This is a genomic window from Ruminococcus sp. OM06-36AC (assembly GCF_003438725.1).
Classification (GTDB): domain Bacteria; phylum Bacillota; class Clostridia; order Oscillospirales; family Ruminococcaceae; genus Ruminococcus_C; species Ruminococcus_C callidus.
Window position 1 is genome coordinate 36,954 of record NZ_QSTT01000002.1, and the last position, 25,563, is coordinate 62,516.

Here is a 25,563-nt window from a genome sequence, read left to right on the forward strand (position 1 = left end):
TTTCAGGGGAGCCTGTTGCGTAAACTGTTTGTGTGTTCTAGTGCAGCCATGTCAAAACCGTCCGGCAGAATTCGCTCGTTGCCCTCGCTGTCCGCCTGGGGCTTGCCAACGCCGGTTGTTGCCTTTTCCTGTATTGGCAATGTTGGTATTCAAGTGCTTTCTTGTGCAGGTGGGCGACTTTATTTCATACGGCGTTTGCAAGTTTGTGCATAAGCCTCCCCTGAAGGGGAGGGGGACCAGCGAAGCTGGTGGAGGGGTTATTCCGTGAAGTACATCTTCTAGTGCAGTCATGTCGAAACCGTCCGGCGGAATTCGCTCGTTCCCCTCGCTGTCCGCCTGGGGCTTGCCAACGCCGGTTGTTGCCCTTGCCTGTATTGGTAATGTTGATATTCAAGTGTTTTCTTGTGCAGGTGGGCGACTTTATTTCATACGGCGTTTGCAAGTTTATCTGTTTATCATCTTTCATGTACAACCGATTTCACAAGGAGTTACGCTTCTTTTTTTCTTTACTGAAAAGAAAAAAAGAAGCAAAAAAAGAAAAGAGTTCGCATTCCACCTGTACTACAAGGTCAAGTATCACTCGAAGATTACACATCAACAAAAATCCCCCGGCGGGGCGAACAGGCGGCTGCTGCCGCCGTAACACTACCCTTTTTACAGTTGAAATTGGGGCGTAAGGTCAGCGGCGACTCGCCGCTTTCTTTACTGAAAAGAAAAAAAGAAGCAAAAAAAGAAAAGAGTTCGCATTCCACCTGTACTACAAGGTCAAGTATCCCTCGAAGATTACACATCAACAAAAATCCCCCGGCGGGGCGAACAGGCGGCTACTGCCGCCGTAACACCACCCTTTTTACAGTTGAAATTGGGGCGTAAGGTCAGCGGCGACTCGCCGCCCGCCGTAACACTACCTTTTTCACAGTTGAAATTGGGGCGTGGGGTCAGCGGCGACCCGCCGCCGCCGTCGCAGTGGGAATTTTTACACGGTATTCGATGTAGTCCTCGTGCTGGATCTTCTGGGACTCCGCCGCGATTCCCACCGCCTGCATGGTTTCCACCGCTTTCGTGATCGTGTTCACGAAAATCCGCACATTCTGGAACACCTTGCTCCGCTTCTTGTAGCTGTTCTGTACCTTCTTTTTCCCGATCACTTCCTCCACGGCGGCTTCGGTTTTCTCTACGTTCAGATTCTGCTTTACCACCCGTTCCAGCACTGCCAGCCGTTCCGCCGGAGCCGCCAGCCGCAGCAGTGCACGGGCATGCCGTTCCGTTAGATTGTACTTCATAATGACTTCCCGTTCGTCCGCCGTCAGCCGCAATAACCGCAGCTTGTTGGCAATGGTGCTCTGTGCCTTGCCCAGCTTCGCCGCCGCGTCCTCCTGCGTCATGCCGTAATATGTAATCAACTTTTCAATGGCACTCGCCTCGTCAAAAAATGACAGATCCTGCCGCTGAATGTTCTCCACCAGTGCCATAATGGCGGAGTTGCGGGAACTGATGTCCAGAATGATGCACGGCACTGCCCGCAGCCCCGCCAGCTTTGCTGCCCGCAGCCGCCGCTCTCCTGCAATGAGTTCATAGCGGTTCTCCCCGCGGCGGACGGTGAGGGGCTGTAAGATCCCGTTCTGGAGAATGCTGTCCGCCAGCGACTGAATGTCCGCAATGTCAAATTCACTCCGCGGCTGGTGCGGGTTCGGGCGAATGTCGCTGATGTCCACCTCCACGACCCGATTGATGGGCTTTTCTTTGGTAAATGTCAAAAATCCTGCCATATCTGCTGTACTTCCTTTCTTTGCCGCCGGTGCGGCTTGTCTGTTTGAAGAAACGTTTCACATCGCTTCCATATCCCCATTGTAACAGATTCGGGAAATGATTGCTACTGAAAAATTCCGCCTGATTCGGGCATTTTTACCGCCGCTTTCGGAAATGCCCCGACCAGCCGACACCATTTCCCATAAACCTAACTGCATTCGCAGGGGGAACCTGTCAGGGTTTGCGATATTTTTTTGACGGGGAATGTTTCACGTGAAACATTCTGCACGGAAAAATTCCGGAAAACGCTTTACAAGGCGAAAAAATCGTGCTATAATAAAATAGTATTGGTATGTGTTAAGGCAACACCGCACAAAGCCCGCCTGACGGCTTTGCACGCAATCTGCGTGCAGATTTTCCGTCATATTGCCCAGAAATCCCTTGCCAGACAACTGCGTTCGAGGTAGGATTCTGCTCGAGAACAAAGGCGTGTCGCACTAAGATTGATTGCGACCATACAGTCTGCCTGCGGAATTTCTGTGCAATCTGCCGAAAAATCTGACAACGCACCTTACGCACAAGCTTTGTGCGGTGTTGCCTCAAACATACTTTCAATCAAATTCGGTGTGCTGGGGCAACTCGTTTTCAACACACCGCAGGAAAGGAGAACCCGCGTGAGTATTGTGTATGCAGTTGCCAACCAGAAAGGCGGCGTGGGAAAATCCACCACCGTGGTGAATCTGGGGGCATATCTGGGTTCCCGCGGCAAGCGTGTACTCTGCGTGGACATCGACCCGCAGGGCAACACCACCACCGGTCTTGGCATCAAGAAAAAACAGCTGCCGGTTTCCTCATATGAGGTGCTGGTGGGGAAGTGCAGCATACAGGAAGCCATTGTCCGCACAGCGTTTGAAAACGTCAGCCTGCTGCCGGCGAAGAACACCCTTGCCGGTGCGGAACTGGAACTGTCCGCCATGGACAATCGTATGAACCGGCTGAAAATGCAGATTCTGACCTGTAAGCTGGACTATGACTATATCCTGATCGACTGCCCGCCGGCACTGGGGCTGCTCACCGTCAACGGACTGGTGGCGGCAGATCAGCTGATTATTCCCATGCTGGCAGAGTTCTACGCACTGGAAGGTCTGTCCCAGCTGACCAACACCATTAAGGTGGTACGCAGCAACTATAACCCCAATCTGGACATCGGCGGCATTCTGTTCGTGATGTTTGACCAGCGGCTCAACGTGTCCCGACAGGTGGAAGAAGAAGTCAAAAAGTATTTCCCGAACAAGGTCTTTCAGACGAAAATTCCCCGCAACGTGCGGCTTTCGGAAGCCCCCAGTCACGGCAAACCGGTGATGTATTACGACCGGTTTTCCAAGGGGGCAGAGGCGTATATGCTGCTGGGTCTGGAATTGCTGGGAGAAAAACCGCCGGAGAAAAAACGGCGGCTGCTGTCGTTCGGCAAGAAAAGGGAGAGTGGTGACCAATGACGATCGGCGGACTGGGCAGCGGTCTGGATTTTCTCTATGATGAAAATGCCACCGAGGTGCAGGTGAAAAAGACGCTCCGCGTTTCGGAACTGGAACCCAATCGGGACCAGCCCCGCAAACAGTTCAGCGATGAAGCCATTCAGACGCTGGCGGATTCTATTCAGCAGTACGGCATGATTCAGCCCATTCTGGTGCGTCCGCTGGGGCTGAATTATCAGATCGTCGCCGGCGAACGCCGCTGGCGTGCAGCGAGAATGCTGGGCATGGACGAAGTGCCGGTGGTGATTCGGGAACTGACCGACGAGGAAACCATGGCAGTGGCTCTGATCGAGAATCTCCAGCGGGAGGACCTGAACCCACTGGAAGAAGCCAACGCCTACGCACAGCTGATGGACATGTTCCACCTGACGCAGGAAGAAGTGGCGAAGCGTGTGGGAAAATCCCGCAGTGCCGTGGCGAATTCCCTGCGGCTGCTGAAGCTGCCGGAAGATGTGAAAACACTGGTGGAGGATGGCGGACTGAGTGCCGGACATGCCCGTGCACTGCTGGGCATCTCTGACGAGAAGCTGCTCTCTGAAACGGCGGCAAAGGCGGCAGACGGAAAGCTGACTGTCCGTGCCGTGGAAAAGATCGCTGCTGACAGCGAAAAGCCGGAAAAACGGACGAAGTTCAGCCATAAGGACAGCTTCTATAAGGAGATTGAGATCAGTCTGGAAAGCCGTCTGGGACGGCGTGTCACAGTGACCGCCGGCAAAAACAAGGGCACACTGAATCTGGAATTCTACGATAAAGACGATTTGTCTGCACTGGCACAGAAGCTGACGAAAGAGTAAGGCGGCGAGGGTGTTTCACGTGAAACATTGTTCGCCTCTACATACTGTGTAATTTTTGAAACTTTATAGATCAGGCTCCCTTGAAAAGGGAGCTGGCAGCCGCAGGCTGACTGAGGGATTTTTCTGTGAAATCTGCAATTTAAGAAAATTTTTACCAGAATTCCTTCACCAGCTTTGCTGGTTCCCCTCGTATTGAGCGGTTCTCTCTGCACTGCGGGCACCTCCTCACCCCATGAGGAGTCACCCTTTTCAAGGGAGGCTTATTCCTATAATTTTAACTGTTACATAGTACTACATACTGTAATCTTGTGGGCATCCCACATACATAAAGGAAGGAAAAAATCATGATTGATATGAAATGGATCCGGAACGATCCGGAAAAAGTCAAGGAAAACATCCGCAAGAAGTTTCAGGACGAAAAGCTGCCTCTGGTAGACGAAGTTGTGGAACTGGATCAGAAATTCCGCGAAGCAAAGGTACAGGGCGACGAACTCCGCAGCCAGCGGAAGTCTATCAGCAAGAAGATCGGTGCCCTCATGGGACAGGGCAAAAAGGAAGAAGCCGAAGCTGTCAAGGCAGAGGTAGGTGCGATCGGCACCAAGCTGGAAGAACTGGAAAAGGCAGAAACAGAACTGTCTGCCCGTATCCGCGAGATCATGCTGGTGATCCCGAACTTCATTGATGACTCTGTGCCGATCGGTAAGGACGATTCCGAAAACGTGGAAGTAGAGCGTTTCGGCGAGCCGGTTGTGCCGGATTTCGAAGTGCCGTATCACGTGGACATTATGGAAAAACTCCATGGCATCGACATCGACGCAGCCCGCGACACCAGCGGTAACGGCTTCTATTATCTGTGCGGCGATATTGCACGGCTGCACTCCTCCATTCTGGCATATGCCCGCGACTTTATGATTAACAAGGGCTTTACCTACTACATTCCGCCGTTCATGATCCGCAGCAATGTGGTGACCGGCGTAATGTCCTTTGCCGAAATGGAAGGCATGATGTACAAGATCGAGGGCGAAGACCTCTACCTGATCGGTACCAGCGAGCACTCCATGATCGGTAAGTTTATCGATACCATTCTGCCGGAAGAAAAGCTGCCCCAGACTCTGACCAGCTATTCTCCGTGCTTCCGGAAGGAAGTGGGTGCACACGGCATCGAGGAACGCGGCGTGTACCGTATCCACCAGTTCGAAAAGCAGGAAATGATCGTTGTCTGCAAGCCGGAGGAAAGCATGGACTGGTTCCATAAGATGTACGGCTATACCGTAGAGTTCTTCCGCAGTCTGGACATTCCGGTTCGGACACTGGAGTGCTGCTCCGGCGATCTGGCTGACCTGAAAGTCAAGAGCCTGGACGTAGAAGCATGGTCGCCCCGTCAGAAGAAGTACTTCGAAGTGGGCAGCTGCTCCAATCTGGGCGACGCACAGGCAAGACGGCTGGGAATCCGCATCAAGGGCAAGGACGGCAACAAGTACTTCGCTCACACCCTGAACAACACCGTTGTTGCTCCGCCCCGCATGCTGATCGCATTCTTGGAAAACAACCTCAACGAGGACGGCTCTGTCCGCATTCCGGAACCCCTGCAGCGGTACATGTTCACTGACTGCATTCGTCCGCAGGACTAAGAGCATATTTCACCTAGGGGAAAGCACGCCTGACGGCTTTATTCAGTGTTCCCCTAGTTTTCCACAGCAAAAATTGCGTGTGTGGAAAACAAAAATAGAATTGAAAATTGGAAAACCGGTTGAAACTGCGATGTTTTCAACCGGTTTTCTCTTTTGTGGAAAAGTGTAATTGTTGAAACATGTGGAAACAGCTTCTGTGGAAAAACGGGCAGTGGAAATCATGCTGGTAAAGCTGCTTTTCCACAAGGCATGGCTGTTCTGCAAATACAAAAAGCGGACATTTTTCCAGTTGGAAGAACGTCCGCTTTTTGCAGAATGTGTGTACCTCACAGGGATTCAAACTGTGAAATACATTTTGAGAAACGCGTATCTTTCTGGAGAAGAAAGATGCACGCTGAAAATGTCATGGTTACGCTGTCAGCTTTTGCCGCAGCACTGCCAGATCCAGCCCGTTCACGCTGCCGTCGCCGTTGCAGTTTGCCAATGTTGTAGCGGTTTCCGACAGGGACTTGCTGTCCAGCAGGTACTGCTGCAACAGTACCGCGTCTGCTACGCTGACAATACCATCCTCGTTGCAGTCGCCTGTCAGCGTAGTTTCACCGGACTGTTTCACTGCCAGCAGCTGCTGCATCAGCGTGTCGTCAAACATCTTGCAGCTGCTCCGGTTGTAGTGCAAATCGGTGACGTCCCACATTACCGGACACATGTCGCGGGAATAGGCGGCTTCGCAGACCGAGGAAAGAAATCTTCGGACGGATTCTTCTTCCTTGTTCTTTTTCGGGCAGCCGTATTCGCCGATGATGACAGGGATTCCTTTATCCACATAGGTGGTTTTCAGGAGATCCATGTTCCGGTTCAGTTCGGCGTAGTCGTCGTCTGTGCCCCAAGTGGAACGCATCTTGCCCCATGAAGCATCTTCTTCCAGAATGGCGAAGCCAGAGGGTGTGTAATAGTGTACGGATACCGCACAGCGTCCCGCCGGATCGTTGGGCATCTGGAACAGGCTGTCACAGGTCAGTTCCACATCAGTGTTATAGCCGGAAATGAGCAGGTGTCGCTGAGGATTGTTGCCGCCGGAGGAACGGATAATGTCCACAAACGTCTGGTTGATCTCATTGACCAGATCATAGGAGTCCGTCTTTCCCTCGGTGCCGCCCCAGCGGTTCCAAAGGCTTTCCCAGCCCAGTTCTTCATTTTGCGATTCAAAAACCAGATAGTCGTTGTAGTCGGCGAATGCATCGCTGACCTGTGTCCAGATCCGCTTGTACTTCTCCATGCAGTTTTCCTTGTCCGTGGGGAAGTTCGCCAGCCAGCCGCCGTCATAGTGCAGATTGAGAATGACATACAGCCCGCAGTCTATTGCCCAGTCCACCACTTCCTGCACCGCAGAAAGGTACTTGTCGCTGATGGTGTAGTTATCCTCCATCATATTCGACCACGCCACCGGTACACGGAGGGTGTCAAAGCCGGCATCTGCGTAACCTTGGATCATCTGCTGGGTAATCACAGGACTGCCCCACGCGGTTTCATAGGATTCCGGTGTGCCGTCCCCCCACTGGGCGATCCAGTCGCCGCAAGATTCGTAGGTGTTTCCCAGATTGATGCCAATGCCCATGTCCTTGACCAGCTGGGCAGTGGTGATGTCCCGCATGGAGGACTGCTTCTGGGGCAGAGCCGACACAGAAGCGGTGCAGCTGCACCAGAGAATACCGGCAGCCATTGCTCCGGCAAATATTTTTTTCATCATTATGATTTCCTTGCGGTCCATGCCGCTGGTGTTTCACTCGTCAGAGTCGTCTTATGCAGAAGTTGCCATACGCACCTGTACACGCCCCTGCTTGCGGAAGTCCGAGGGTGTGCTGCCGCAGTTCTTCTTGAACTGGCGTAAAAAGCTGTAGGTGCACCCATAGCCGCACTGCTCCGCAATCTCGCCCACCGTCAGTCTTGTGGAGGACAGCAGTTCCTTGGCACGCTGCATCTTTGCACAGGTGACATCAGTCATCACTGTGACCCCGAAGGTCTTTTTATAAAGGTGCTGCAAGCCGGAACGGCTCATGCTGACAAAATTCAGCATGGAGTCCACCGTGCCGAACTGCTCCGGTGTCTGGTAGATCCGCATTCGCAGATATGTCAGCTGCTGGTTGTTGTCCCGCAGCTGGAGTGTGCTGTGATGATCGCCGGCGGTGTATTCCCGCCGGATCTTCATGAACAGAATGTTGGCGTACTGGTGTTCGATCTCGCTGTGCATCAGTTCCGCGGAATAGTGTTCGTATGCCATTTTCCGGATTAGTTCTGACAGTTCCGCAGCGTTCTGTGTCTGCATCGGCGTGTCAAAGGGCATGCCCTCGTTTCGCAGGGCGAGTTCCTCCTCCGGTGTCATGTTGCAGTAGAACCAGTCGTCTGTATAGGTGCCGTTTTCCGCAGCATAGCGGCAGGCGGTGTGCGGGGTGAAAAAGAGAATTGTATTCTTTTCCAAACGCAACTTTTTCCCGTTCAATAAAAATCGTGCAGGGGATTTTACCAAAAGGAACAGATAACAGCCCGGTCCCTTCGGATAATCCATCACAAAATCTGCACCGTGGGTATAATTGTGTCCGATTACTCCAATTTTCATAGTGTTCTCCTTTGCGTTCAGCGAATTTTCCGGATCTTTTCCGGAGAACATGGGAAAAATCAAGGAAAATTCGAATCAGGTCCAATTGCATTGCATTTATTATAGCACGATTTTTCAGAAGATGCAACCACAAATTCTGCTTATTTTTATAACATATTATGCAAAGCGGGAGAATATTGCACATATCATTTTGTGCAGGGCAATATCCGCATCATCAAAATCGTACAAAAATCAACATGTTTTTTCAAAAAGCAGGATTGTGCAGTTTTTGCGGCATATCCGGACAATGTTTTGCCGCCAAAAATTTTTCCGGTACAAGCTATTGACAAATACCCCTACAGGGTATATAATAGACAATGGCAGACCGTTCAGGAGCTACCCTGAGAAAAGAAGAAAGGCGGTATCGATCATGGTAAAGACAACATTGAAAATTGACGGTATGATGTGCAGTATGTGTGAGGCACACATGAACGATCTGGTTCGCCAGAACTGCAACGTGAAAAAGGTGACATCTTCTGCGAAGAACGGAGAAACCGTTGTCATCAGTGAAGAACCGTTGGATATTTCTATGCTGGATAAGGAGATCAAGGGCATTGGGTACACTCTGCTGTCCCACGAGAGCGAGCCCTACGAGAAAAAGGGACTGTTCCACCGGAAGTAATGGTGCGAAGTCCAGCCAGTGAACACACGTAAAAAAGCCACTCCTGTGTAAGGAGTGGCTTTTTTGGATTGTTGTTTGTGTAAGGGGGAATGCCCGCACCGCACCGCGGAATTGCATACCTATAAAGCCTCCCCTGAAAGGGGAGGGGGACCAGCGAAGCTGGTGGAGGGGTTCTCCCGCGAAGTGCAGCTTCTGGGGCTGCCATGTCGAAACCGTCCGGCGGAATTCGCTCGTTACACTCGCTGTCCGCCTGGGGCTTGCCAACGCCGGTTGTTGCCCTTGCCTGTACTTGCAGTGTTGGTTCTTTGAGGTGTTGCTTGTATAGGTGGTTAACTTTATTTGATACGGCGTTTGCAAGCTTGTATTGCTAGGCTCCCCTTTAGGGCACCCGAAGGGCGTGCCTTGTGCTGAGCTGTCCCCGCAGGTGACTGAGGGGTCCCCCGCCACAGCAGCCAGCCGATTTCACAAGGAGTTACGCTTCTTTTTTTCTTTGCTGAAAAGAAAAAAAGAAGCAAAAAAAGAAAAGAGTTCGCATTCCACTTGTACTGTAAGATTCAAGTATCACCCGAAGATTACACAAGAGATTCTCACCAACAAAACTCCCCCGGAGGGGCATACAGGCGGCTGCTGCCGCCGTAACACTACCCTTTTCACACTTGAAATTGGGGCGTAGGGTCAGCGGCGACCCGCCGCAATCCCCCGGAGGGGCATACAGGCGGCTGCTGCCGCCGTAACATTACCCTTTTCACACTTGAAATTGGGGGGGGTAAGGTCAGCGGCGACTCGCCGCCGCCGCATGCTAATCCGATGAAGAACTACTATTTTCGCCGCGGAGCGTTGCATCATCTTCAGAAATGATGTACCACTTCTCCCCGATCTTGCCCAGTGTGGGATAGACCACATCTGTGCCGGAGTCATTGCTGCCGGAGAAGTTCCGCTTGACTTCCAGCGTTACCGCGTCGGAAATATCGGCACCCTCATTGCCCAGCATTTTCTCCATATCGGTATTCCACTCGGATACGCCGGCATCGCCCTGTGAGGACATGCCCTGGATCTGATAGGTCACCTTGACATCGTCGCCGTAGGTTTCCTTCCATTCCTGCACCGTGTTGTTGCAGCCCTCTGTGAAACTCTCCACAACGTCGTCCTCAGACTTGCTGTAGGTTTTCATGTAATACGTCCAGTACTCCGGTGGTGCCATCAGCTGAGTCAGAGTCTGTCCGTCTGCGGAGAGCACCGCAGTATAATAACTGCTGAGTACGTCGGCATAGTCTGACGAATCCGGTGCGGCTTTCTGTGCCTTTTGTTCTTTCTGATACCAGAACAGTCCGCCGAACGCCAGCCCTGCCGCTGCCGCTACCATGATGATACCGGCAATGATGCGGATATGCCGGCGTTTTCTTGCCGCCTGCTCTGCCTGTTTTTGATTTCGGGTGGTTTTCTTTGCCATTGCTGATCGATTCCTCCGTTACCAGACGTTATAGCCGTTATTCTGGCACACATAGTCCATGTCTTCCATTGCTTTCATACAGCACCAGCGGCTGCCGATCTTGACGAACGTCGCCTTCTCCGAAGCCTTGGTGCCGCCGTCATCAATGGTCAGGCTGACTTCTACGGCTTTGCTGATCTCCACGGTAATGTCATAGCTGGTGTGGAGTTCGTCCTCCAGTGCGGCGAGTTCATCAGCATCACTGATGTGCTGCACATGCCCGATGTCATAGGACATTCTGCCCTCTGTGCCGTAGTTTTCATTCCAGTAGTCGAAGTAGTCGCTCATCATGGACTTGACTTCCCGCCGTGTGGTGGAATAGGTGCTTTCCAGATAGTCCATATACGCGTCCGGCACCAGTGCGGTATACATGCTGCCGCTGGAATAATCCACCCCTTTGACATAGCGGAATACCGCCAGCTTATAGCCCCAGAAAAAGACGTAGTACACCACCGCCAGCAGGATCAGCACAAACGCCACAGCGGCGGCGACGATCCTTCGGGTGTGGCGGAACTTCTTTTCCTGTGCTGCCCGCCGGAGTTCCTCCGGATCTTCGGCAGCGATGCCGTCAGCTTTTTCCAGATCTGCCGGTGCAGAGAGAAAAGGCATGGAAAATTTCTCTGCCGCGGGGGACGGCTCTTTTTTCGCCTGCTCCTCTGCCGCCGGCTTCTTGGGACGGGGCAGGATCTCGCCGCATTCCGGACAGATCACGGCACGTTCGGGGGCTTCATATCCACAGTGTTCACATTTCATTGCTGTTCTTTACTCCTTGCAGCAAACTGCCATTGCCCTTAACCTACACTCTGGCTTGCATTATAGCAGGCAGTTGCATAACTATACATTGCATCGTACACATACCACTGTCCGTCGATCTGGGTCATAGTGAGATAGGTGTCGTTGCTTTCATCGTTCATCTTCACGGTCATGCTGACATCTACGGCAGCATCGCCGGCAATGCCATAGGTTTCCAGACCGTCATTCAGTTCTGACAGTTCTTCATCGGCAACGTCTGTGCCGCCGGTCACATCTACAGAGAGTTCCGGTGTGCCGTCCTCGCCGAAGCTGCCGGAAACCATTTCCTCCAGCATGCTGGTCAGATAGCTTTCTGCATCGCTCTGGCTGACACCGTATTCGGCATCGATCAGTTCCCACCAGCTTTCCGGCACCAGTGTGGACATGGTAGCTGCATCTGCATTTACAACGGCGTTCCAGTAGGTCTGTACCATATCGCCGAATTCTGCGATATACTTGGCAGAAGCGGCATAGTCAGAACCGCACAGCTGATCGAAATCGTCCATTGCAGACAGGCTGCACCACTTGCCGTCGATCTTTACCGTCCACAGAGAATAGTCATCGCTGTCGGAATCGTCTGCACCGGTGACGGTACAGGTTGCATCAATGCACACGCCGGTGGAAACTTTCAGACCGAACTTGTCGGTATCTTCCCGCACCGGATCCAGCTGTGCAGAGCTGCCCATGCCGGCAGTTACGCCATTCTGTTCCATTTTGTAGGACAGGTCGCCGCCGAGGGTGTCGGAATAATCCTGCATGTACTGGTTCATCGCTGCCACAGCATCTTCCTCGGACAGGTCGTAGGTATCGGAAATATAATCCCAGAAGCTGTCCGGACAGAGCTCTGCCAGTGCCTCGCCGTCACAGTTGATGTGGGCATTCCAATAGGCAGCATTGTTCTTGGCTGCCTTGGTGCCCAGATTGACACCGATTCCGACGATCACGCCCACAACGATCAGGATCAGCAGGATCGGGATCAGGATCAGGGCAACGATCAGACCGGTTTTCTTCTTCTTTTTGGGCGGCTGACCTACCGGCGGCACCGGATTCACAGTGGGATCATAGGGCGGCACATTGGCACCCTGTCCCTGCGGCATCTCAAACGGATTTGCCGCTGCATTGGGGATTCCGCTGCCGGCGGGGGCTGCGGTTGGCTCCGGTGCCGGTGCAGGGGTCGGTGCAGGGGTCGGCTCGGGTGCCGGAGCAGCTGCTTCCGGTGCAGCCATGGGATTCCCACAGGTCGGACAGAATTTTTTGCCGTCTTCTACGGCAGTTCCACATTTTTTACAAGTCATGTTTTTTCTCCTTATATCATAGTTGGTATTATACTTGGGGCAATACCGTACAAAGATTGTGCGACAGATGCGTCGTCAAATTTTTCGTCAGATGAAACAAAAAGCGGAGTGAATACTGGATGTATTCACGAGCATTTTTGTGAAATATGACGGGAAATTTGCAAGCAGATGGCGTGCAAAGTTGCCAGACGCTCTTTGTGCGGTATTGCCTTGAGTCGGGTTCGGAAAATCGGGTTTGGGAAATAACGGGCTGTTTGAGAGGTTTACTTGTGCAAAAGATTACCCGCCAGCTTCGCTGGTTTCCTTGCTCTTATTCGCCGATTTTCATGCCGCAGGAAGTGCAGAAGCGGTTGCCGTCGGGGACAGGCTTTCCGCAGTTGGGGCAGGTGCGTTCCGGTGCAGCCGGCTGGGGCGTTTCCGGTACAGGCTCTGCGGCTGCCGGCTGGTCTGTCATTTCGTGACCGCAGCGGGTACAGAAATGATTCTCCTCCGGAACCGGATTGCCGCAGTTGGGGCAAAGCCGTCCCTGCACTTCTGCCGGTGCAGCCTCCGGAGCAGGAGCCGCTGTTTCCGGAGCCGTAACCACTTCCGGTTCTGCGGGCTGTGCCGCCGGTGCTTCTGCGGGAGCAGCTGCCGGTGCGGGAGATACGGGAGCCGCTTCTGCCGGAACCGGCTGGGGAATCGGCTGTTCTGCCGGAGCCGGAGCCGGTGCCGGTGCAGGCGTAGGTGCCGCAGCCACAAAGGGATTTCCGCAGAAGGTGCAGAACATCGCACCAGCCATGCGGGGCTTGCCGCAGTTCGGACAGCACTCTGCACCAGCCGGAGCCTGTGGTGCCTGAGCAGCCGCCTGACGGGCAGCAGCTTCCGCTTCCCGTTGTGCTCTTTCGGCGGCTTCTCTTGCGGCACGTTCTTCTGCAAGCTGTTTGCCCACCGGATTTTCTGCTCCGCACTTGGTGCAGTACAGCACAGTTTCGGGGATCTCTGCCCCGCAGCCCTGACAGATCAGCAGGTGCTTGGTCTTACGGATCTGTTCCCGATATTCTGCGATCTTTTCCTGACTTGCCGCAATGGCAGACAGAAATTCCTGAAATTCCGGTTCCGCGTCTGCGGTATGCAGTTCAGCGTACTTCCTGCCCATATTGAGATAGGCGGCGTTGATGTTCTTTTCTTCATCGTTGATCAGACCATTCAGACGAATGGTTTCGGTAGAAGACTTGGTTTTTTCTACAACGGAATGTGCCGTATTGGTGACAGTTTTTCCAAGTTTATCGAAAAAAGACATATGGATTCCTCTCTTTCTTTTAATGTTATAGGCAACAGTGTTTCCGGCAATTCTACAATAACATAGAACAACCTATGATACATTATACTATATTTTTCAGTATCATGCAAGCATTTCTCTGCAATTTTCACAACATTTTCATGTTGCGGCAAGCTGCACCCCCATTTCAGGTGTGAAAAGGGCAGTGTTCCGGCGGCGGATTTTTGCCAGCAAAAATTGCGGAAACACTGCATAAAGCCGTCAGGCAGAATTTAGGAAACACTGAATAAAGCCCGCCTGACGGCTTTGCACGCAATCTGCTTGCAGATTTTCCGTCATATTGCCCAGAAATCCCTTGCCATACATGAAGTATGCCTGCGGAATTTCTGTGCAATCTGCCGAAAAATCTGACTACGCATCTTACGCACAAGCTTTATTCAGTGTTTCCTTTATGCAGTGTTTCCGCAATCGTACAAGAAAAACCACGACTGCCGGCGAACCAGCTCAAATAATGTTTGTTGATGTATGTTAAAATGTTGAAAACCATGTTGAAAACATTGTATCATCTGTAGAAATTACGCCGGCAGTTCTCCCTGCACCAGCTGTGCGGCAGGGTAGTAGTGACATAGAATTTCCTGCCAGTCTGCTCCGTCTTTTGCCATGGCATTGGCTCCGTACTGGCTCATGCCCACGCCGTGCCCGTAGCCCTTGGTGGTGAATACCAGCTTGCCGTCCTGCACGTCCACGGAGAACACCGCCGACCGCAGCCCCAGCATCTGCCGCAGTTCCTGACCGGAGCAGGTTTTTCCGCCTACAGTGACTTCCAGAACCGTCCCCGACTGGGAACACGCTCCTACCTGCACCCATTTCGCCATATCTGTGTCCCAGACTACATCGGGCAGTGCGTCCTGCACAGCCGCCTGAAACTCCTCGCCGGTGAACGATGCGGTTTCCAGATACCGCGGGGCAGAGGTGTCTGCTTCGCTCTCCACTGGAACAAGGTATTCCACCTTGCTGCCCCAGACGGTTTCCGCACTTTCCGTGGTGCCGGCAGACATGGAGCAGAACGCCGCAATGATCGGCGTGCCGTCGTATTCCAGCACATAGGGCAGCACCTCGTCCACGGCGGCGGTGATCTTGGCGTAGGAAGCTTCGAAGTTGTCCCCGTAGTACTGCCGTGCCTGATTTTCCGTGAAGCACGCCTGATACTGGCTGCTGTCGTTGGAAAAATCCGCCCCGCACAGTTCCGCGGTGGGGTGGGACTGTTCCAGCAAATGCTGCCGTTCCGCATATGTATGTGCCGCAACAGCCTGTGCTTTCAGTGCCTCCGGTTCAAAGGTGGCAGGCATCTCTGCACACACTGCGCCAATCACATAATCCCGCACGGAGAGTTCCTCCACTTTGCCGCTGGTGATGTCCAGCATCTGATAGCTTTCGCACAGGTCAGCCCGTCCGGCAGGTTCTGCCGTGGTGGAAGTGGCGGTTTCTGCGGGGAGCGTGGCAGTTTCCGTGGCGACCGGCGGCTCTGCTGTGTCGGAGGCAGGGGCGGCGAAGCGGGACGGGATCACGGTAAAAAGAAATAATATACCGGTAAAGCCGCCTAAAATCATCAAATATTTTTTCATTGGTGCGATCCGCTTTCCTTTCTTTTGTTTTCTGGTGAATTGGGATTTTGTTCCAATTTTTCTGCCGCACAAAAAAACCGCAAAACGATTGACAGGAGGCGGTTTTTTGTGTATAATATAAGGTAACGATTAAAAAGGAGGCAATCTCTATGACACCGCAACTGATTTACAACCACAGCATCGAGGATTCCGATATTCATAATTTATGTGAAGACCTGGTGCAATATTCCGATATTGCTCCGAAATATTATGAACGCTTCGATGTGAAACGCGGCTTGAGAAATGCAGACGGTTCCGGCGTCATTGCTGGGATTACCCGTATCTGTATGGTACACGGCTACGTGATGAGCGAGGGCGAACGCCAGCCGATCCCCGGCCAGCTCATCTACCGCGGTTATGATATTAACGACCTCATTGAAAATGCAGAACGGGAAGACCGCTATGTGTTTGAGGAAGTCGCATACCTGCTGTTGTTCGGCAGGCTCCCCAACGGGGCAGATCTGGAACGCATGACCCGTTCGCTGGGTGTGCGGCGGGAACTGCCGCCGGGATTTCTGGTGGACTCCATTATGCAGTCCCCGTCCAACAACATCATGAACAAGCTGGCGAGAAGTATCCTGTCCCTGTATTCCTATTCAGACGTGACAGAAAACACCACCATTGAAGATGAAATGTCCATCGCTCTGGATCTGATCGCCAAGATGCCCATTCTCATGGACGGTGCCTATCAGGCAAAGCGGCACAAGTATGACAACGCCAGCCTGATCATGCACCCGCTGCGTCCGGAGGAAAACACCGCAGAATCTATTCTGTCCCTGATCCGGAACGACCGTTCCTATACCAAGGCAGAGGCACAGCTGCTGGATACCCTGCTGGCACTCCACGCAGACCACGGCGGCGGAAACAACTCCACCTTTGCCTGCCGCGTGGCAACGTCCTCCGGTACAGACCCCTTTGCGGCATATACCTCCGCGATCAACTCCCTCAAGGGACCCCGCCACGGCGGTGCGAACATCAAGGTCATTCAGATGCTGGACGACATCAAGGCACACGTGGCACACTGGGAGAACGAGGGCGAAGTGGCAGACTACCTCACCAAGATCCTCCGGAAGGAAGCCAACGACGGCTCCGGTCTGATCTACGGTATGGGACATGCGGTATATACGCTGTCCGACCCCCGTGCAGTGATCCTGAAGCGGAAAGCAATGGCTCTGGCTGCGGGCAAGGAGATCGAACGGGAGTTCAGATTGCTGGATACGGTTGAAAAGCTGACACCGGAACTGATGAAATCGGTCCGCGGCAATGACAAGGTGGTTTGTGCCAATGTGGACATGTACTCCGGTCTGGTGTATCGCATGCTGGGCATTCCGGACGAGTTGTTCACGCCGCTGTTCGCCACCGCCAGAATGGTGGGCTGGGCGGCACACCGTATGGAAGAGATCCTCACCGGAAAACGAATTATCCGACCGGCATATAAGGCGATCGCAAAGTCGAAGGAGTACGTTCCGCTATGCGATCGGTAAAGCATTCTATGATGCGGCGGCGGCGGTGGCTGCCAGCCGCATTTTGCCTACTTTGCTGCCTGCTGTTTTCCGGCTGTACGCCGGGGGCGACGGTGGATTCCCTGCTGAAACCGCCCAGCCTGAGCAAGGAACAGCAGCAGATCTATCTGGCACTACAGGATGCAGTGGGCAGCGGCATCACCCTGCAATACCCCAGAGCCGGAACCAATCTGTCTGCCTTTACGGTAGTCGATCTGGACAACGACGGCGAGGACGAAGCGTTGGTGTTCTATAAGAAAACCAGCCTTACCGCCATGGAAAACGGCTTGCGGCTCAGCGTATTGGATCAGGTAAAGGGGGAGTGGATGTCGGTCTGCGACCGTCCGGCAGACGGCACGGAAGTGGAACGCATCGTCATCTCTCCCATGGGCAGCGAAGATTCCCAGAATCAGATCTTCGTGGGCTACAGCGGCGTAGACCAGTCGGACAAATCCCTGACCGTCTACCGCTACAGCGACAGCGAAGTGCAGCAGCTGTTCACTGCCGCGTATACCATGTTTGACGTGGCAGATCTGGACGGCGATCAGGCACAGGAACTGCTGGTGCTGGGGAAACTCACCGAAAACACTTCCTCCTCTGCGGCAATGTACCGTCTGCAAAACGGGACGGTAAAGGACAACGGCAAGCTGGATCTGCGGACTGGCTTTACGGATTTCAGTCAGGTGCAGTACGGCAGACTGGAGGACGGCACCACCGGCATCTATATCGACGGTGCCACAGGTCCCTCCTCGCTGCAAACGGAAGTCCTCCACGTACAGGGGGAAACGCTGGCGTATGTGCTCGCCGACAGCGATGTGGTGGCAAAGACCAATCGCTCTGTAGGCTATCTGTCCATGGACTTGGACGAGGACGGCAGCGTGGAAATTCCGGTGCAGGAGCCGTTTCCCGGCTATGGTGCAGATTCCTCCGATCAGGTGCGGCTGACACGCTGGCTGGGCGTTTCCGGCAGCCAGCTGCAGGAGAAAATGCGGGGGTATTTCAGCCTGAATGACGGCTGTATGTTCCTGCTGCCGCAGTCGTGGTACGATAAAGTGACGGCAGTGACGGATACCCTCACGGGAGATATTGTCTTTTGCCGCTATGACGGCGAGATGAACGACCATATGACAGAACTGCTGCGGTACAGCGTGGCACAGGATACGGAATCACAGGAAGAACGGGACACGGAGGGCTATCAGCTGCTCCACACCCGCGGCAAAGCTTCCTATTATATGAAAGCCGCCGAAACCGACGACCCGCTGGCACAGCCGTGGCAGAACCTCATGGTGCGGTTCCGGTTCGTGCAGTGAGTGGCGGGAGCGTGACGGCTGGGCGTTTTTGGTATGGATCAGATTTCACAGAGGATCCCATACATTCCCCAGATCAAAGGCAAACAGAGGTGTACCCAAACAGAGGTGTAGAGATGAAACGAATTTTAGTGTGTGAAGATGAAGATGTGATTCGGGACTTTGTCGTCATTAACCTCAAGCGTGCCGGCTATGACGTTTGTGATGTCGGCTGCGGCGAGGACGCACTGCGTGTGTTCGAAGAAGAACACGGCAATTTTGACATTGTCCTGTTGGATATTATGATGCCCGGCATTGACGGCTTTACCGTCTGCAAAAAGCTGCGGGAAAAGAGCTCCACCATCGGCATCATTATGCTGACTGCCAGAACACAGGAAATGGATAAGGTCAGCGGGCTGATGTTCGGGGCGGACGACTATATCACAAAGCCGTTTTCCCCCTCGGAACTGACAGCCAGAGTGGACGCGATCTATCGCCGTGTCTGCATGAGCTTTATCAAGGACGAACAGTCGCCGGTGATCGAAAGCGGCCCATTTACCCTGAATCTGAAAAGCCGCACCGTCACCAAAAACGGCAAGCTGATCGACCTGACACAGGTGGAATACCAGATCATGGAGTATTTCCTCAATAACCAGAATACGGCACTGGATCGTGCCAGCATTCTGAACCATATCTGGGGCGACGGCTATTTCGGCGATGATAAAATTGTCGATGTCAATATCCGCCGCATTCGCATGAAGATCGAAGAAGAACCCAGCAAGCCGCAGTATATTACGACGATCTGGGGTTATGGATATAAGTGGAATGACAAATAAACGCAGACGCAGCCCGAAAAAACGTGCCGGAAGTTCGATCACCCGCCGCTGGGTCATCAACAATCTGGGGATCATTGCACTGGTGCTGACAGTGCTGGATTTCGCGTTTATCTACATCATGCAGAATTATTATTATAGTGCTTCTCAGCAGTATCTGAACACGAAGATCAGTTCCGTGACCGGTGTCCTGAGCCGATATGCACAGGACGCGGACATCAACTTTTCCTCGGAAATGCGGAGTACCATCGAAAACTTTTCCGACAAGGACAAAATGGAACTCATGGCGATCAATTCCCGCGGACGGGTGGCACTGACCTCCTCCGGCTTCACACCGGCAGAGGGTGCCGCCATGCCGGATTATGAAGCCGTCATGGACGGCGGCAACGGCTACTGGGTCGGCAAGCAGGGCGGTGAAACCATTATGGCAGTTTCCGTGGATATTTCCGATATGAACACGGAATACAACGCCATTCGTGTGGTGGCTTCTCTGGAACAGATCCAGAGTACGGTGAATTCCTATGTGTGGGGTGTCAGTGCCTTGTGTGCCGGCGTTCTGCTGCTGCTGGTGGTGACCGGACTGTATTTCATACGCTCCATTGTCCGCCCCATTAAGCAGATCAACGCCACGACCAAGAAATACGCCAAGGGAGATTTCTCTGTCCGCATTCAGGAGAACAGCAGCGACGAGATCGGCGACCTCTGCGTGTCCATTAACCAGATGGCGGACGAACTCTCCAATACGGAGAACATGAAGAACGAGTTCATCTCCTCAGTGTCCCATGAACTGCGGACACCGCTGACGGCGATCAAGGGCTGGGCGGAAACCATGTGCATGGAAGCCGACCCCGACACCGTACAGCGTGGCGTGCATGTCATCGTGAACGAAACCGAACGGCTGTCCGAAATGGTTGAGGAACTGCTGGATTTTTCCCGCATGCAAAGCGGACGGTTCTCGCTCCAGTGTGCCACCATGGACGTGCTGGCGGAACTGGGGGACGCGGTGCTCATCTATACCGAAAAGGCAAAGCGGGAGAATATCCGCATCATCTATCAGGAACCGGAAATGCTGCCCTTTGTCTACGGGGATAAAAACCGTATCCGGCAGGTGTTCATCAACGTCATTGACAATGCCATTAAGTACTCCAATTCCGGCAGCACCATTACCATTAGTGCGGAAGAAGTGGGGAACATGATACAGGTGACGATCACCGACAACGGCGTGGGCATCAGCGAAGCCGACCTGCCCCGCGTCAAGACCAAGTTTTTCAAGGCAAACCACACCCGCCGCGGCTCCGGCATCGGACTTGCTGTGGCAGATGAGATCATCACCATGCACGGCGGCAGGCTGGACATCACCAGCGAACTGAACGTGGGAACCAACGTGACCATTACGCTGCCGGTAGAGCCGCAACGCCGCAGCAGTGCCACCACATAACACGAAGGGAGCATACCCAAGGCAACACCGCACAAAGCCCGCCTGACGGCTTTGTACGGTGTTGCCATAAGGGTGTCAGGCTGGACGTTGATGCAGACTGGGACGTTGTGAAAAACACGATCTCGATTGAATGAGAAAGGAAACAGATACATATGGCAAAACAACCCAGAGAAAACCCCAAGCACATGACCAAGATCGGCGGACAGGCACTGATCGAGGGCGTGATGATGAAAGGGGCAGACACCGGTGCAATGGCGTGCCGTCTGCCCAACGGCGAGATCGACGTAGAAACGTGGGCGGAGAACAACGGCAAAAATATGCCGTGGTACCGGAAGTGTCCTTTTGTGCGGGGCAGCTTCAACTTCGTTCTGTCCATGAAAGACGGCTATCGCTGCCTGACTAAGTCGGCAGAAAAACAGGTTCCGGAGGACGGAGGAGACGACACCGAAGAAATGAACCGCTTTGAAAAATGGCTGGACGAAAAGCTGGGGGATAAGCTGTTCGGCATCATTATGACCATTGGCATGATCGTCGGCATTGCCGTTGCCATTGGTCTGTTTGTGTTCCTGCCGAAATTCCTCATCGGACAGCTGATCTCCCACACCGCCATTTCCGACAACAGCCGCTTTGTGCGGTCGCTGCTGGAGGGCATTATCAAGATCGCGATCTTTTTGGGGTACATGGCGTGTACCGGTCTGATGAAAGATATTCGCCGTACCTATGAATACCACGGGGCAGAACATAAGACCATTGCCTGCTATGAAGCGGGCGAGGAGCTGACCGTGGAGAACGTCAAAAAGCACACTCGTTTCCACCCTCGCTGCGGAACCAGTTTTATTTTCATCACCCTGATCGTCAGCATTCTGGTAATGTGCATCGTGCCCGTTTATCAGGTGCTGCCCCGTGTGATTATCAGCATTCTGCTGCTGCCGGTGGTGGTCGGGATCTCCTATGAGTTTATCCGTATCGCCGGCAAAAGCAACAACTGGCTGACCCGTGCCCTGTCGTGGCCTGGTCTGCAGATCCAGCGGATCACCACGCGGGAACCGGACGCATCACAGATCGAGTGTGCCATTGCTGCACTGAAGCCCTGCATTCCGGAGGATATGGAGGACGACAAGTGGTAAATACGCCCCGTGCCGCCATGCAGGCGGTGCAGCAGAAACTGGCAGAAGCGGGACTGGATTCGGTGCAGTTCGAAAGCCGCATTCTGCTGGAAACCGTGCTGGAACTGCCCTATGGGGCACCTCTCCCGCAGCAGCCCCTGACCGAAGCCCAGCAGCAGCGTCTGGCGGAACTGACCGCACGCCGCTGTGCCCATGAACCGTTACAGTATCTCTGCGGCACATGGGAATTTTTCGGGCTGGAGTTTCAGGTGGGAGAGGGTGTGCTGATCCCGCGGCAGGATACCGAAACATTGGTGGAAGCGGTGCTGGAACTGCGAAAGAATGAGCCGTCCACCTGTTTGCTGGATCTTTGCAGCGGCTCCGGCTGTATCCCGTCGGCACTGTCGGTGCACCTGTCCGGTGTCACCGGTGCCGTGCTGGAACTTTCGCCGGAAGCAATGGGCTATCTCCGGCAGAACCTGAAACGCCACGCTCCCCAGCTGGAATGTATCGCCGGGGACGTGCTGCACCCGCCGGCGGAACTGCTGCACCGGCAGTTCCACATCATCACCTGTAACCCGCCCTATCTCACCGCAGCAGATATGGAGCAGCTTCAGCCGGAAGTCGCCCGTGAACCGGAAACCGCCCTGTTCGGCGGCACCGACGGGCTGGACTTCTACCGAAAGCTGACTCCCCTGTGGAAACCGGCACTCCGGCCGGCTGGCTGGCTGGTGTATGAGGTGGGAGCAGGACAGGCACCGGACGTGGAAGCGATCCTACAGGAAAACGGCTATGCCCAGGTACACACCGTCCCCGACCTCACAGGCATCGGACGCGTCGTGCTGGGGCAGCGGTAGGAATTTCGGGATATGCAGCGGGGCAATTGGTAACACGATTGACCGTAAGGAGCGAATTCATTCGCTATACCAGATAAAGGACGATAATTTATGGCAAAAGCAGATCTGAAGAAAAAGGTGGTACTGGATATTCCCACCACCGAGGAAGAAAAGAAAAAGGCACTCCAGAGTGCCATTGCACATATCACAAAAGTATACGGTACCGGTGCGATCATGCGGCTGGGGGAGAACAAGGCGAACCTGAATGTGGAAGCCATTCCTACCGGCTCCATGATGCTGGACATGGCTCTGGGCATCGGCGGCGTCCCCCGCGGCCGTATCGTGGAACTGTACGGACCGGAAAGCTCCGGTAAGACCACCGTTGCTCTGCACATTATCGCAGAGGCACAGAAAATGGGCGGCGAAGTGGCGTTTATCGACGTGGAACACGCCCTCGACCCCACCTATGCCGAAGCACTGGGCGTGAACATCGACAACCTGCTGGTTTCCCAGCCGGACAGCGGTGAACAGGCTCTGGAAATTGCCGAAGCACTGGTACGCTCCGGAGCCATCGATGTGCTGGTCGTGGACTCTGTGGCAGCCCTCACCACCAAGGCGGAGATCGACGGCGAAATGGGTGACAGCCACGTGGGACAGCTGGCACGTCTGATGTCCCAGGCAATGCGGAAGCTGACCGCGGTCATCTCCAAGTCCAAGTGCGTGGCGATCTTCATCAATCAAGTGCGGGAAAAGATCGGCGTGATGTACGGCAATCCGGAAACCACTCCCGGCGGCCGTGCCCTGAAATTCTACGCTTCTGTCCGCATGGAAGTCCGCCGCGGCGAACCCATTAAGGACGGCAGCAGCCAGATCGGCAACCGCACCAAGGTGAAGATCAACAAGAACAAGGTCGCTCCGCCGTTCCGCGAAGCCGAGTTCGATATTCTCTACGGACAGGGCATCTCCCGTACCGGCGAGGTCATTGACGTGGCTGTGGAACTGGGTATCGTCAAAAAGGGCGGTGCGTGGTTCAGCTATCAGGATCAGAAGCTGGGACAGGGACGGGAAAACGCCAAGAAAACACTGGAGGACAACCCCGAACTGATGAAGGAGATCGAAGCCCAGATCCTGGAACACAAGGACGAACTCATGGCATCGACCAAGAAGAAAAAGAAGAAGTCCAAGCTGGAAGAAGCTGCGGCAAAGGCTGCCGGAGAGAACACCGAGGCACCGGAGGACGGCGGCGAAGTGCTGGAAGCCGAGGGCGAGTTCAACTCGCTGGAGGACGGCGAAAATCTGGAGATCAGTGCAGAGGACGACTTCGAAGAATTTGATCCAGCGTAAGGTGACGGCACAGCATGACCATTACCACACTGGCTGCCCATAAGGGCAACACCTGGAAACTCGAACTGGACGATTCCGGCGAACTGTATTTTCTCCACGTTTCTGTGGTGCAGCGGTGCGGTCTGCAAAAGGGTATGACGCTGACACCGCAGCAGTGGGAGCAGGTGCAGACTACGGAACTCGCCCGCAAGGCGTACCAGTACGCCTGCTTCCTGCTGGACCGGCGGGGCTACAGCTATCAGGAAATGTTCCGGAAGCTGGAGCCGAAATATCCCCAGTCCGTCTGCTATGCCACAGTAGACCGGCTGGCGAAGTTCGGGCAGATCAATGACCGAGCCTATGCGGAACAGCTGGCACACCACTATGTGGAAGTGAAGCACTTCGGGCTGCGGCGGGCACGGCAGGAGATGTACCGGCGGGGACTGCTGGACGAACACATCACCGAGGCACTGGAGCCCTATGAGGATGAGGTGACAGGGGGAATATTGGAGGAACTGGTGGCGGGGAAGTACCGGAAGTATTTTCTGGATCCCGACGACCGCCGGACGATTGAAAAGGGAAAAGCTGCACTGGTACGGCAGGGATATCGCTTCAGCGAGATCAACGCCGCGGTGCAGGCATTTTTGGAAGAAATGGAAAATGTGGAATAAGGATCTCAAGCAGGAGATTTGGAGGGGTATTATGCAGACAGAAAGAAGGATCGCGAAATGTGCCGTGCTGGCAGCGTTGGTGCTGCTGGGTGGAGCCTGCACCAAAATCGATGCAGTGCGTTCCGACGGCAAACAGACACAGGAAGCCGTTATGGCGGCAGCTTCGGCGGCGGAAGTTTCTACCACAGCCGAAGCCACAACGGCAGCGACAACCGAAACCACAACGACTACCGTGACTACTACAGTGACGACTACTACTGCGGCAGGACTCTGCCAGCCGTTTATCGATGAGAACGCCAATATCGACCCCTCAAAGCCTATGGTGGCACTGACCTTTGACGACGGTCCGGGGCAGTATACCAACAGCATTCTGGACACGCTGGAAGCCTATCAGGCACACGCCAGCTTTTTCGTGGTGGGACAGAACATCAACGACGAAACCAGTGCTGTGATGCAGCGTGCCGTGGGGCTGGGCTGTGAGATCGGCAGCCATACGGAAAACCATGCCGATCTGGTCAAGGCAGATGCGAACACGTTTCAGCAGGAGATCCAGCAGGCAGATGACCGCATCTTGCAGGCGATCGGACGGTATCCCTATTTTCTCCGTCCGCCCTACGGGGATTTCAACGATGACGTTCGCCGCCACGTGGGGAAACCGCTGGCGTTCTGGTCGGTGGACACCAGGGACTGGAAAACGCGGAACACTGCCAGTACTGTCAGTGCAACCCTGAACAACATCGAGGACGGTGATGTGGTGTTGATGCACGACATCTACGGGGAAACGGCTGCGGCAGTGGCACAGATCGTGCCGTCGCTGGTGCAGCAGGGCTATCAGCTGGTGACCCTTAGCGAGCTGACGTATTATCGGGGCGTGGAAATGGAGAACGGCATGATCGTTTTCAACATGCACCCCGCCAACCCCAACTATAAGCTGCCGCCGGATCCGGACGTACCGGAACCGCAGACCACACCGGCTCCGGAAACGGAAACCACCACGGAAACTGTGGCTGCTGCGGGGCAATGATAATTTGCTTCCCCTTTCAGGGGAGGCTGTTTGAAAGGAAAAATCCCTCGGAGAGGGAA

At 54.1% G+C, this 25,563-nt stretch carries 22 protein-coding genes; 14 read left to right on the forward strand and 8 right to left on the reverse strand.

Annotation, left to right across the window (positions count from 1 at the left end; genetic code table 11):
• The first annotated feature begins 289 nt into the window (after nt 1-289).
• Nucleotides 290-643, forward strand: coding sequence for a hypothetical protein (locus DXB92_RS02115; RefSeq protein WP_117732147.1), 354 nt, complete (start codon nt 290-292; stop codon nt 641-643).
• A gap of 295 nt (nt 644-938) precedes the next feature.
• Here DXB92_RS02115 and DXB92_RS02120 read toward each other — a convergent pair whose 3' ends face one another.
• On the reverse strand, nt 939-1,769 hold the full coding sequence (locus tag DXB92_RS02120; protein WP_117732149.1) for a ParB/RepB/Spo0J family partition protein: 831 nt from the start codon (nt 1,767-1,769) through the stop codon (nt 939-941).
• A gap of 654 nt (nt 1,770-2,423) precedes the next feature.
• On the opposite strand from DXB92_RS02120, the gene DXB92_RS02125 reads away from it, so the two are divergent.
• The 3 genes from DXB92_RS02125 (at nt 2,424) to serS (ending at nt 5,709) form a co-directional block, all read left to right on the forward strand.
• The gene (locus DXB92_RS02125; protein WP_040647240.1) at nt 2,424-3,245 is read left to right on the forward strand and encodes an AAA family ATPase; all 822 of its coding nucleotides are present in this window, start codon (nt 2,424-2,426) and stop codon (nt 3,243-3,245) included.
• Nucleotides 3,242-4,078: a ParB/RepB/Spo0J family partition protein gene (locus DXB92_RS02130; RefSeq protein WP_117732151.1), complete on the forward strand. Its 837-nt coding sequence runs from the start codon at nt 3,242-3,244 to the stop codon at nt 4,076-4,078. Before DXB92_RS02125 ends, DXB92_RS02130 begins: the two co-directional genes overlap by 4 nt.
• A 344-nt stretch (nt 4,079-4,422) precedes the next feature.
• Nucleotides 4,423-5,709 carry a serine--tRNA ligase gene (gene serS / locus DXB92_RS02135; RefSeq protein ID WP_117732153.1) on the forward strand — a complete coding sequence of 429 codons (1,287 nt, stop codon included), beginning with the start codon at nt 4,423-4,425 and terminating at the stop codon, nt 5,707-5,709.
• Nucleotides 5,710-6,118: 409 nt separating this feature from the next.
• On the opposite strand, the gene DXB92_RS02145 is transcribed toward serS, so the two are convergent.
• Entirely contained in the window at nt 6,119-7,456 is a 1,338-nt protein-coding gene (locus tag DXB92_RS02145) for a cellulase family glycosylhydrolase (protein ID WP_117732156.1), read from the reverse strand.
• Between the two features lie 51 nt (nt 7,457-7,507).
• The gene (locus DXB92_RS02150; protein WP_169725992.1) at nt 7,508-8,323 is read right to left on the reverse strand and encodes an AraC family transcriptional regulator; all 816 of its coding nucleotides are present in this window, start codon (nt 8,321-8,323) and stop codon (nt 7,508-7,510) included.
• 409 nt (nt 8,324-8,732) lie between these two features.
• Here DXB92_RS02150 and DXB92_RS02155 point away from each other — a divergent pair, with 409 nt between their 5' ends.
• Nucleotides 8,733-8,984 (forward strand): heavy metal-associated domain-containing protein, encoded by a 252-nt coding sequence (locus DXB92_RS02155; RefSeq protein WP_117732158.1) that lies wholly within the window; start codon nt 8,733-8,735, stop codon nt 8,982-8,984.
• 799 nt (nt 8,985-9,783) lie between these two features.
• Here DXB92_RS02155 and DXB92_RS02160 read toward each other — a convergent pair.
• From DXB92_RS02160 to spoIID, 5 genes are all read right to left on the reverse strand, one after another.
• Nucleotides 9,784-10,434, reverse strand: coding sequence for a hypothetical protein (locus DXB92_RS02160; RefSeq protein ID WP_021681596.1), 651 nt, complete (start codon nt 10,432-10,434; stop codon nt 9,784-9,786).
• Between the two features lie 18 nt (nt 10,435-10,452).
• Nucleotides 10,453-11,226, reverse strand: a complete 774-nt coding sequence (locus DXB92_RS02165) for a zinc-ribbon domain-containing protein (RefSeq protein ID WP_117732160.1) — start codon at nt 11,224-11,226, stop codon at nt 10,453-10,455.
• 38 nt (nt 11,227-11,264) lie between these two features.
• Nucleotides 11,265-12,560, reverse strand: coding sequence for a zinc ribbon domain-containing protein (locus tag DXB92_RS02170; RefSeq protein WP_181976863.1), 1,296 nt, complete (start codon nt 12,558-12,560; stop codon nt 11,265-11,267).
• A 310-nt stretch (nt 12,561-12,870) separates the two neighbouring features.
• Nucleotides 12,871-13,842 carry a zinc ribbon domain-containing protein gene (locus DXB92_RS02180; RefSeq protein ID WP_117732164.1) on the reverse strand — a complete coding sequence of 324 codons (972 nt, stop codon included), beginning with the start codon at nt 13,840-13,842 and terminating at the stop codon, nt 12,871-12,873.
• Nucleotides 13,843-14,396: 554 nt separating this feature from the next.
• Nucleotides 14,397-15,446, reverse strand: a complete 1,050-nt coding sequence (gene spoIID, locus DXB92_RS02185; protein ID WP_117732166.1) for a stage II sporulation protein D — start codon at nt 15,444-15,446, stop codon at nt 14,397-14,399.
• Nucleotides 15,447-15,595: 149 nt separating this feature from the next.
• Between spoIID and DXB92_RS02190 the strand changes: the two genes are divergently transcribed.
• The 9 genes from DXB92_RS02190 to DXB92_RS02230 all read left to right on the forward strand — a co-directional run bounded on the left by DXB92_RS02190 (nt 15,596) and on the right by DXB92_RS02230 (nt 25,504).
• The gene (locus tag DXB92_RS02190) at nt 15,596-16,969 is read left to right on the forward strand and encodes a citrate synthase (protein WP_117732168.1); all 1,374 of its coding nucleotides are present in this window, start codon (nt 15,596-15,598) and stop codon (nt 16,967-16,969) included.
• Nucleotides 16,957-18,297 (forward strand): hypothetical protein, encoded by a 1,341-nt coding sequence (locus DXB92_RS02195; protein ID WP_117732170.1) that lies wholly within the window; start codon nt 16,957-16,959, stop codon nt 18,295-18,297. The genes DXB92_RS02190 and DXB92_RS02195 overlap by 13 nt, the downstream gene beginning before the upstream one ends.
• A gap of 113 nt (nt 18,298-18,410) precedes the next feature.
• Nucleotides 18,411-19,109 carry a response regulator transcription factor gene (locus tag DXB92_RS02200; RefSeq protein ID WP_040647145.1) on the forward strand — a complete coding sequence of 233 codons (699 nt, stop codon included), beginning with the start codon at nt 18,411-18,413 and terminating at the stop codon, nt 19,107-19,109.
• Complete coding sequence (locus tag DXB92_RS02205; RefSeq protein ID WP_117732172.1) at nt 19,099-20,544, forward strand: HAMP domain-containing sensor histidine kinase; 1,446 nt, start codon at nt 19,099-19,101, stop codon at nt 20,542-20,544. Before DXB92_RS02200 ends, DXB92_RS02205 begins: the two co-directional genes overlap by 11 nt.
• A 152-nt stretch (nt 20,545-20,696) precedes the next feature.
• Nucleotides 20,697-21,671: a DUF1385 domain-containing protein gene (locus DXB92_RS02210; RefSeq protein ID WP_117732174.1), complete on the forward strand. Its 975-nt coding sequence runs from the start codon at nt 20,697-20,699 to the stop codon at nt 21,669-21,671.
• Entirely contained in the window at nt 21,665-22,507 is an 843-nt protein-coding gene (gene prmC / locus DXB92_RS02215) for a peptide chain release factor N(5)-glutamine methyltransferase (RefSeq protein WP_117732176.1), read from the forward strand. The genes DXB92_RS02210 and prmC overlap by 7 nt, the downstream gene beginning before the upstream one ends.
• A 90-nt stretch (nt 22,508-22,597) precedes the next feature.
• Complete coding sequence (gene recA / locus DXB92_RS02220) at nt 22,598-23,830, forward strand: recombinase RecA (protein ID WP_117732178.1); 1,233 nt, start codon at nt 22,598-22,600, stop codon at nt 23,828-23,830.
• Nucleotides 23,831-23,844: 14 nt separating this feature from the next.
• Entirely contained in the window at nt 23,845-24,480 is a 636-nt protein-coding gene (locus DXB92_RS02225) for a RecX family transcriptional regulator (protein ID WP_021681610.1), read from the forward strand.
• 31 nt (nt 24,481-24,511) lie between these two features.
• Nucleotides 24,512-25,504 carry a polysaccharide deacetylase family protein gene (locus DXB92_RS02230; protein ID WP_181976864.1) on the forward strand — a complete coding sequence of 331 codons (993 nt, stop codon included), beginning with the start codon at nt 24,512-24,514 and terminating at the stop codon, nt 25,502-25,504.
• Nucleotides 25,505-25,563: the final 59 nt, after the last annotated feature.

Excerpts from the sequence above, each read along its gene's own strand:
- DXB92_RS02115 (WP_117732147.1), top strand. The coding sequence starts at position 290 with ATGTCGAAACCGTCCGGCGGAATTCGCTCGTTCCCCTCGCTGTCCGCC.
- DXB92_RS02120 (WP_117732149.1), bottom strand. The coding sequence starts at position 1,769 with ATGGCAGGATTTTTGACATTTACCAAAGAAAAGCCCATCAATCGGGTC.
- DXB92_RS02130 (WP_117732151.1), top strand. The coding sequence starts at position 3,242 with ATGACGATCGGCGGACTGGGCAGCGGTCTGGATTTTCTCTATGATGAA.
- serS (WP_117732153.1), top strand. The coding sequence starts at position 4,423 with ATGATTGATATGAAATGGATCCGGAACGATCCGGAAAAAGTCAAGGAA.
- DXB92_RS02145 (WP_117732156.1), bottom strand. The coding sequence starts at position 7,456 with ATGATGAAAAAAATATTTGCCGGAGCAATGGCTGCCGGTATTCTCTGG.
- DXB92_RS02150 (WP_169725992.1), bottom strand. The coding sequence starts at position 8,323 with ATGAAAATTGGAGTAATCGGACACAATTATACCCACGGTGCAGATTTT.
- DXB92_RS02155 (WP_117732158.1), top strand. The coding sequence starts at position 8,733 with ATGGTAAAGACAACATTGAAAATTGACGGTATGATGTGCAGTATGTGT.
- DXB92_RS02160 (WP_021681596.1), bottom strand. The coding sequence starts at position 10,434 with ATGGCAAAGAAAACCACCCGAAATCAAAAACAGGCAGAGCAGGCGGCA.
- DXB92_RS02165 (WP_117732160.1), bottom strand. The coding sequence starts at position 11,226 with ATGAAATGTGAACACTGTGGATATGAAGCCCCCGAACGTGCCGTGATC.
- DXB92_RS02170 (WP_181976863.1), bottom strand. The coding sequence starts at position 12,560 with ATGACTTGTAAAAAATGTGGAACTGCCGTAGAAGACGGCAAAAAATTC.
- DXB92_RS02180 (WP_117732164.1), bottom strand. The coding sequence starts at position 13,842 with ATGTCTTTTTTCGATAAACTTGGAAAAACTGTCACCAATACGGCACAT.
- spoIID (WP_117732166.1), bottom strand. The coding sequence starts at position 15,446 with ATGAAAAAATATTTGATGATTTTAGGCGGCTTTACCGGTATATTATTT.
- DXB92_RS02190 (WP_117732168.1), top strand. The coding sequence starts at position 15,596 with ATGACACCGCAACTGATTTACAACCACAGCATCGAGGATTCCGATATT.
- DXB92_RS02195 (WP_117732170.1), top strand. The coding sequence starts at position 16,957 with ATGCGATCGGTAAAGCATTCTATGATGCGGCGGCGGCGGTGGCTGCCA.
- DXB92_RS02200 (WP_040647145.1), top strand. The coding sequence starts at position 18,411 with ATGAAACGAATTTTAGTGTGTGAAGATGAAGATGTGATTCGGGACTTT.
- DXB92_RS02205 (WP_117732172.1), top strand. The coding sequence starts at position 19,099 with ATGACAAATAAACGCAGACGCAGCCCGAAAAAACGTGCCGGAAGTTCG.
- DXB92_RS02210 (WP_117732174.1), top strand. The coding sequence starts at position 20,697 with ATGGCAAAACAACCCAGAGAAAACCCCAAGCACATGACCAAGATCGGC.
- recA (WP_117732178.1), top strand. The coding sequence starts at position 22,598 with ATGGCAAAAGCAGATCTGAAGAAAAAGGTGGTACTGGATATTCCCACC.
- DXB92_RS02225 (WP_021681610.1), top strand. The coding sequence starts at position 23,845 with ATGACCATTACCACACTGGCTGCCCATAAGGGCAACACCTGGAAACTC.
- DXB92_RS02230 (WP_181976864.1), top strand. The coding sequence starts at position 24,512 with ATGCAGACAGAAAGAAGGATCGCGAAATGTGCCGTGCTGGCAGCGTTG.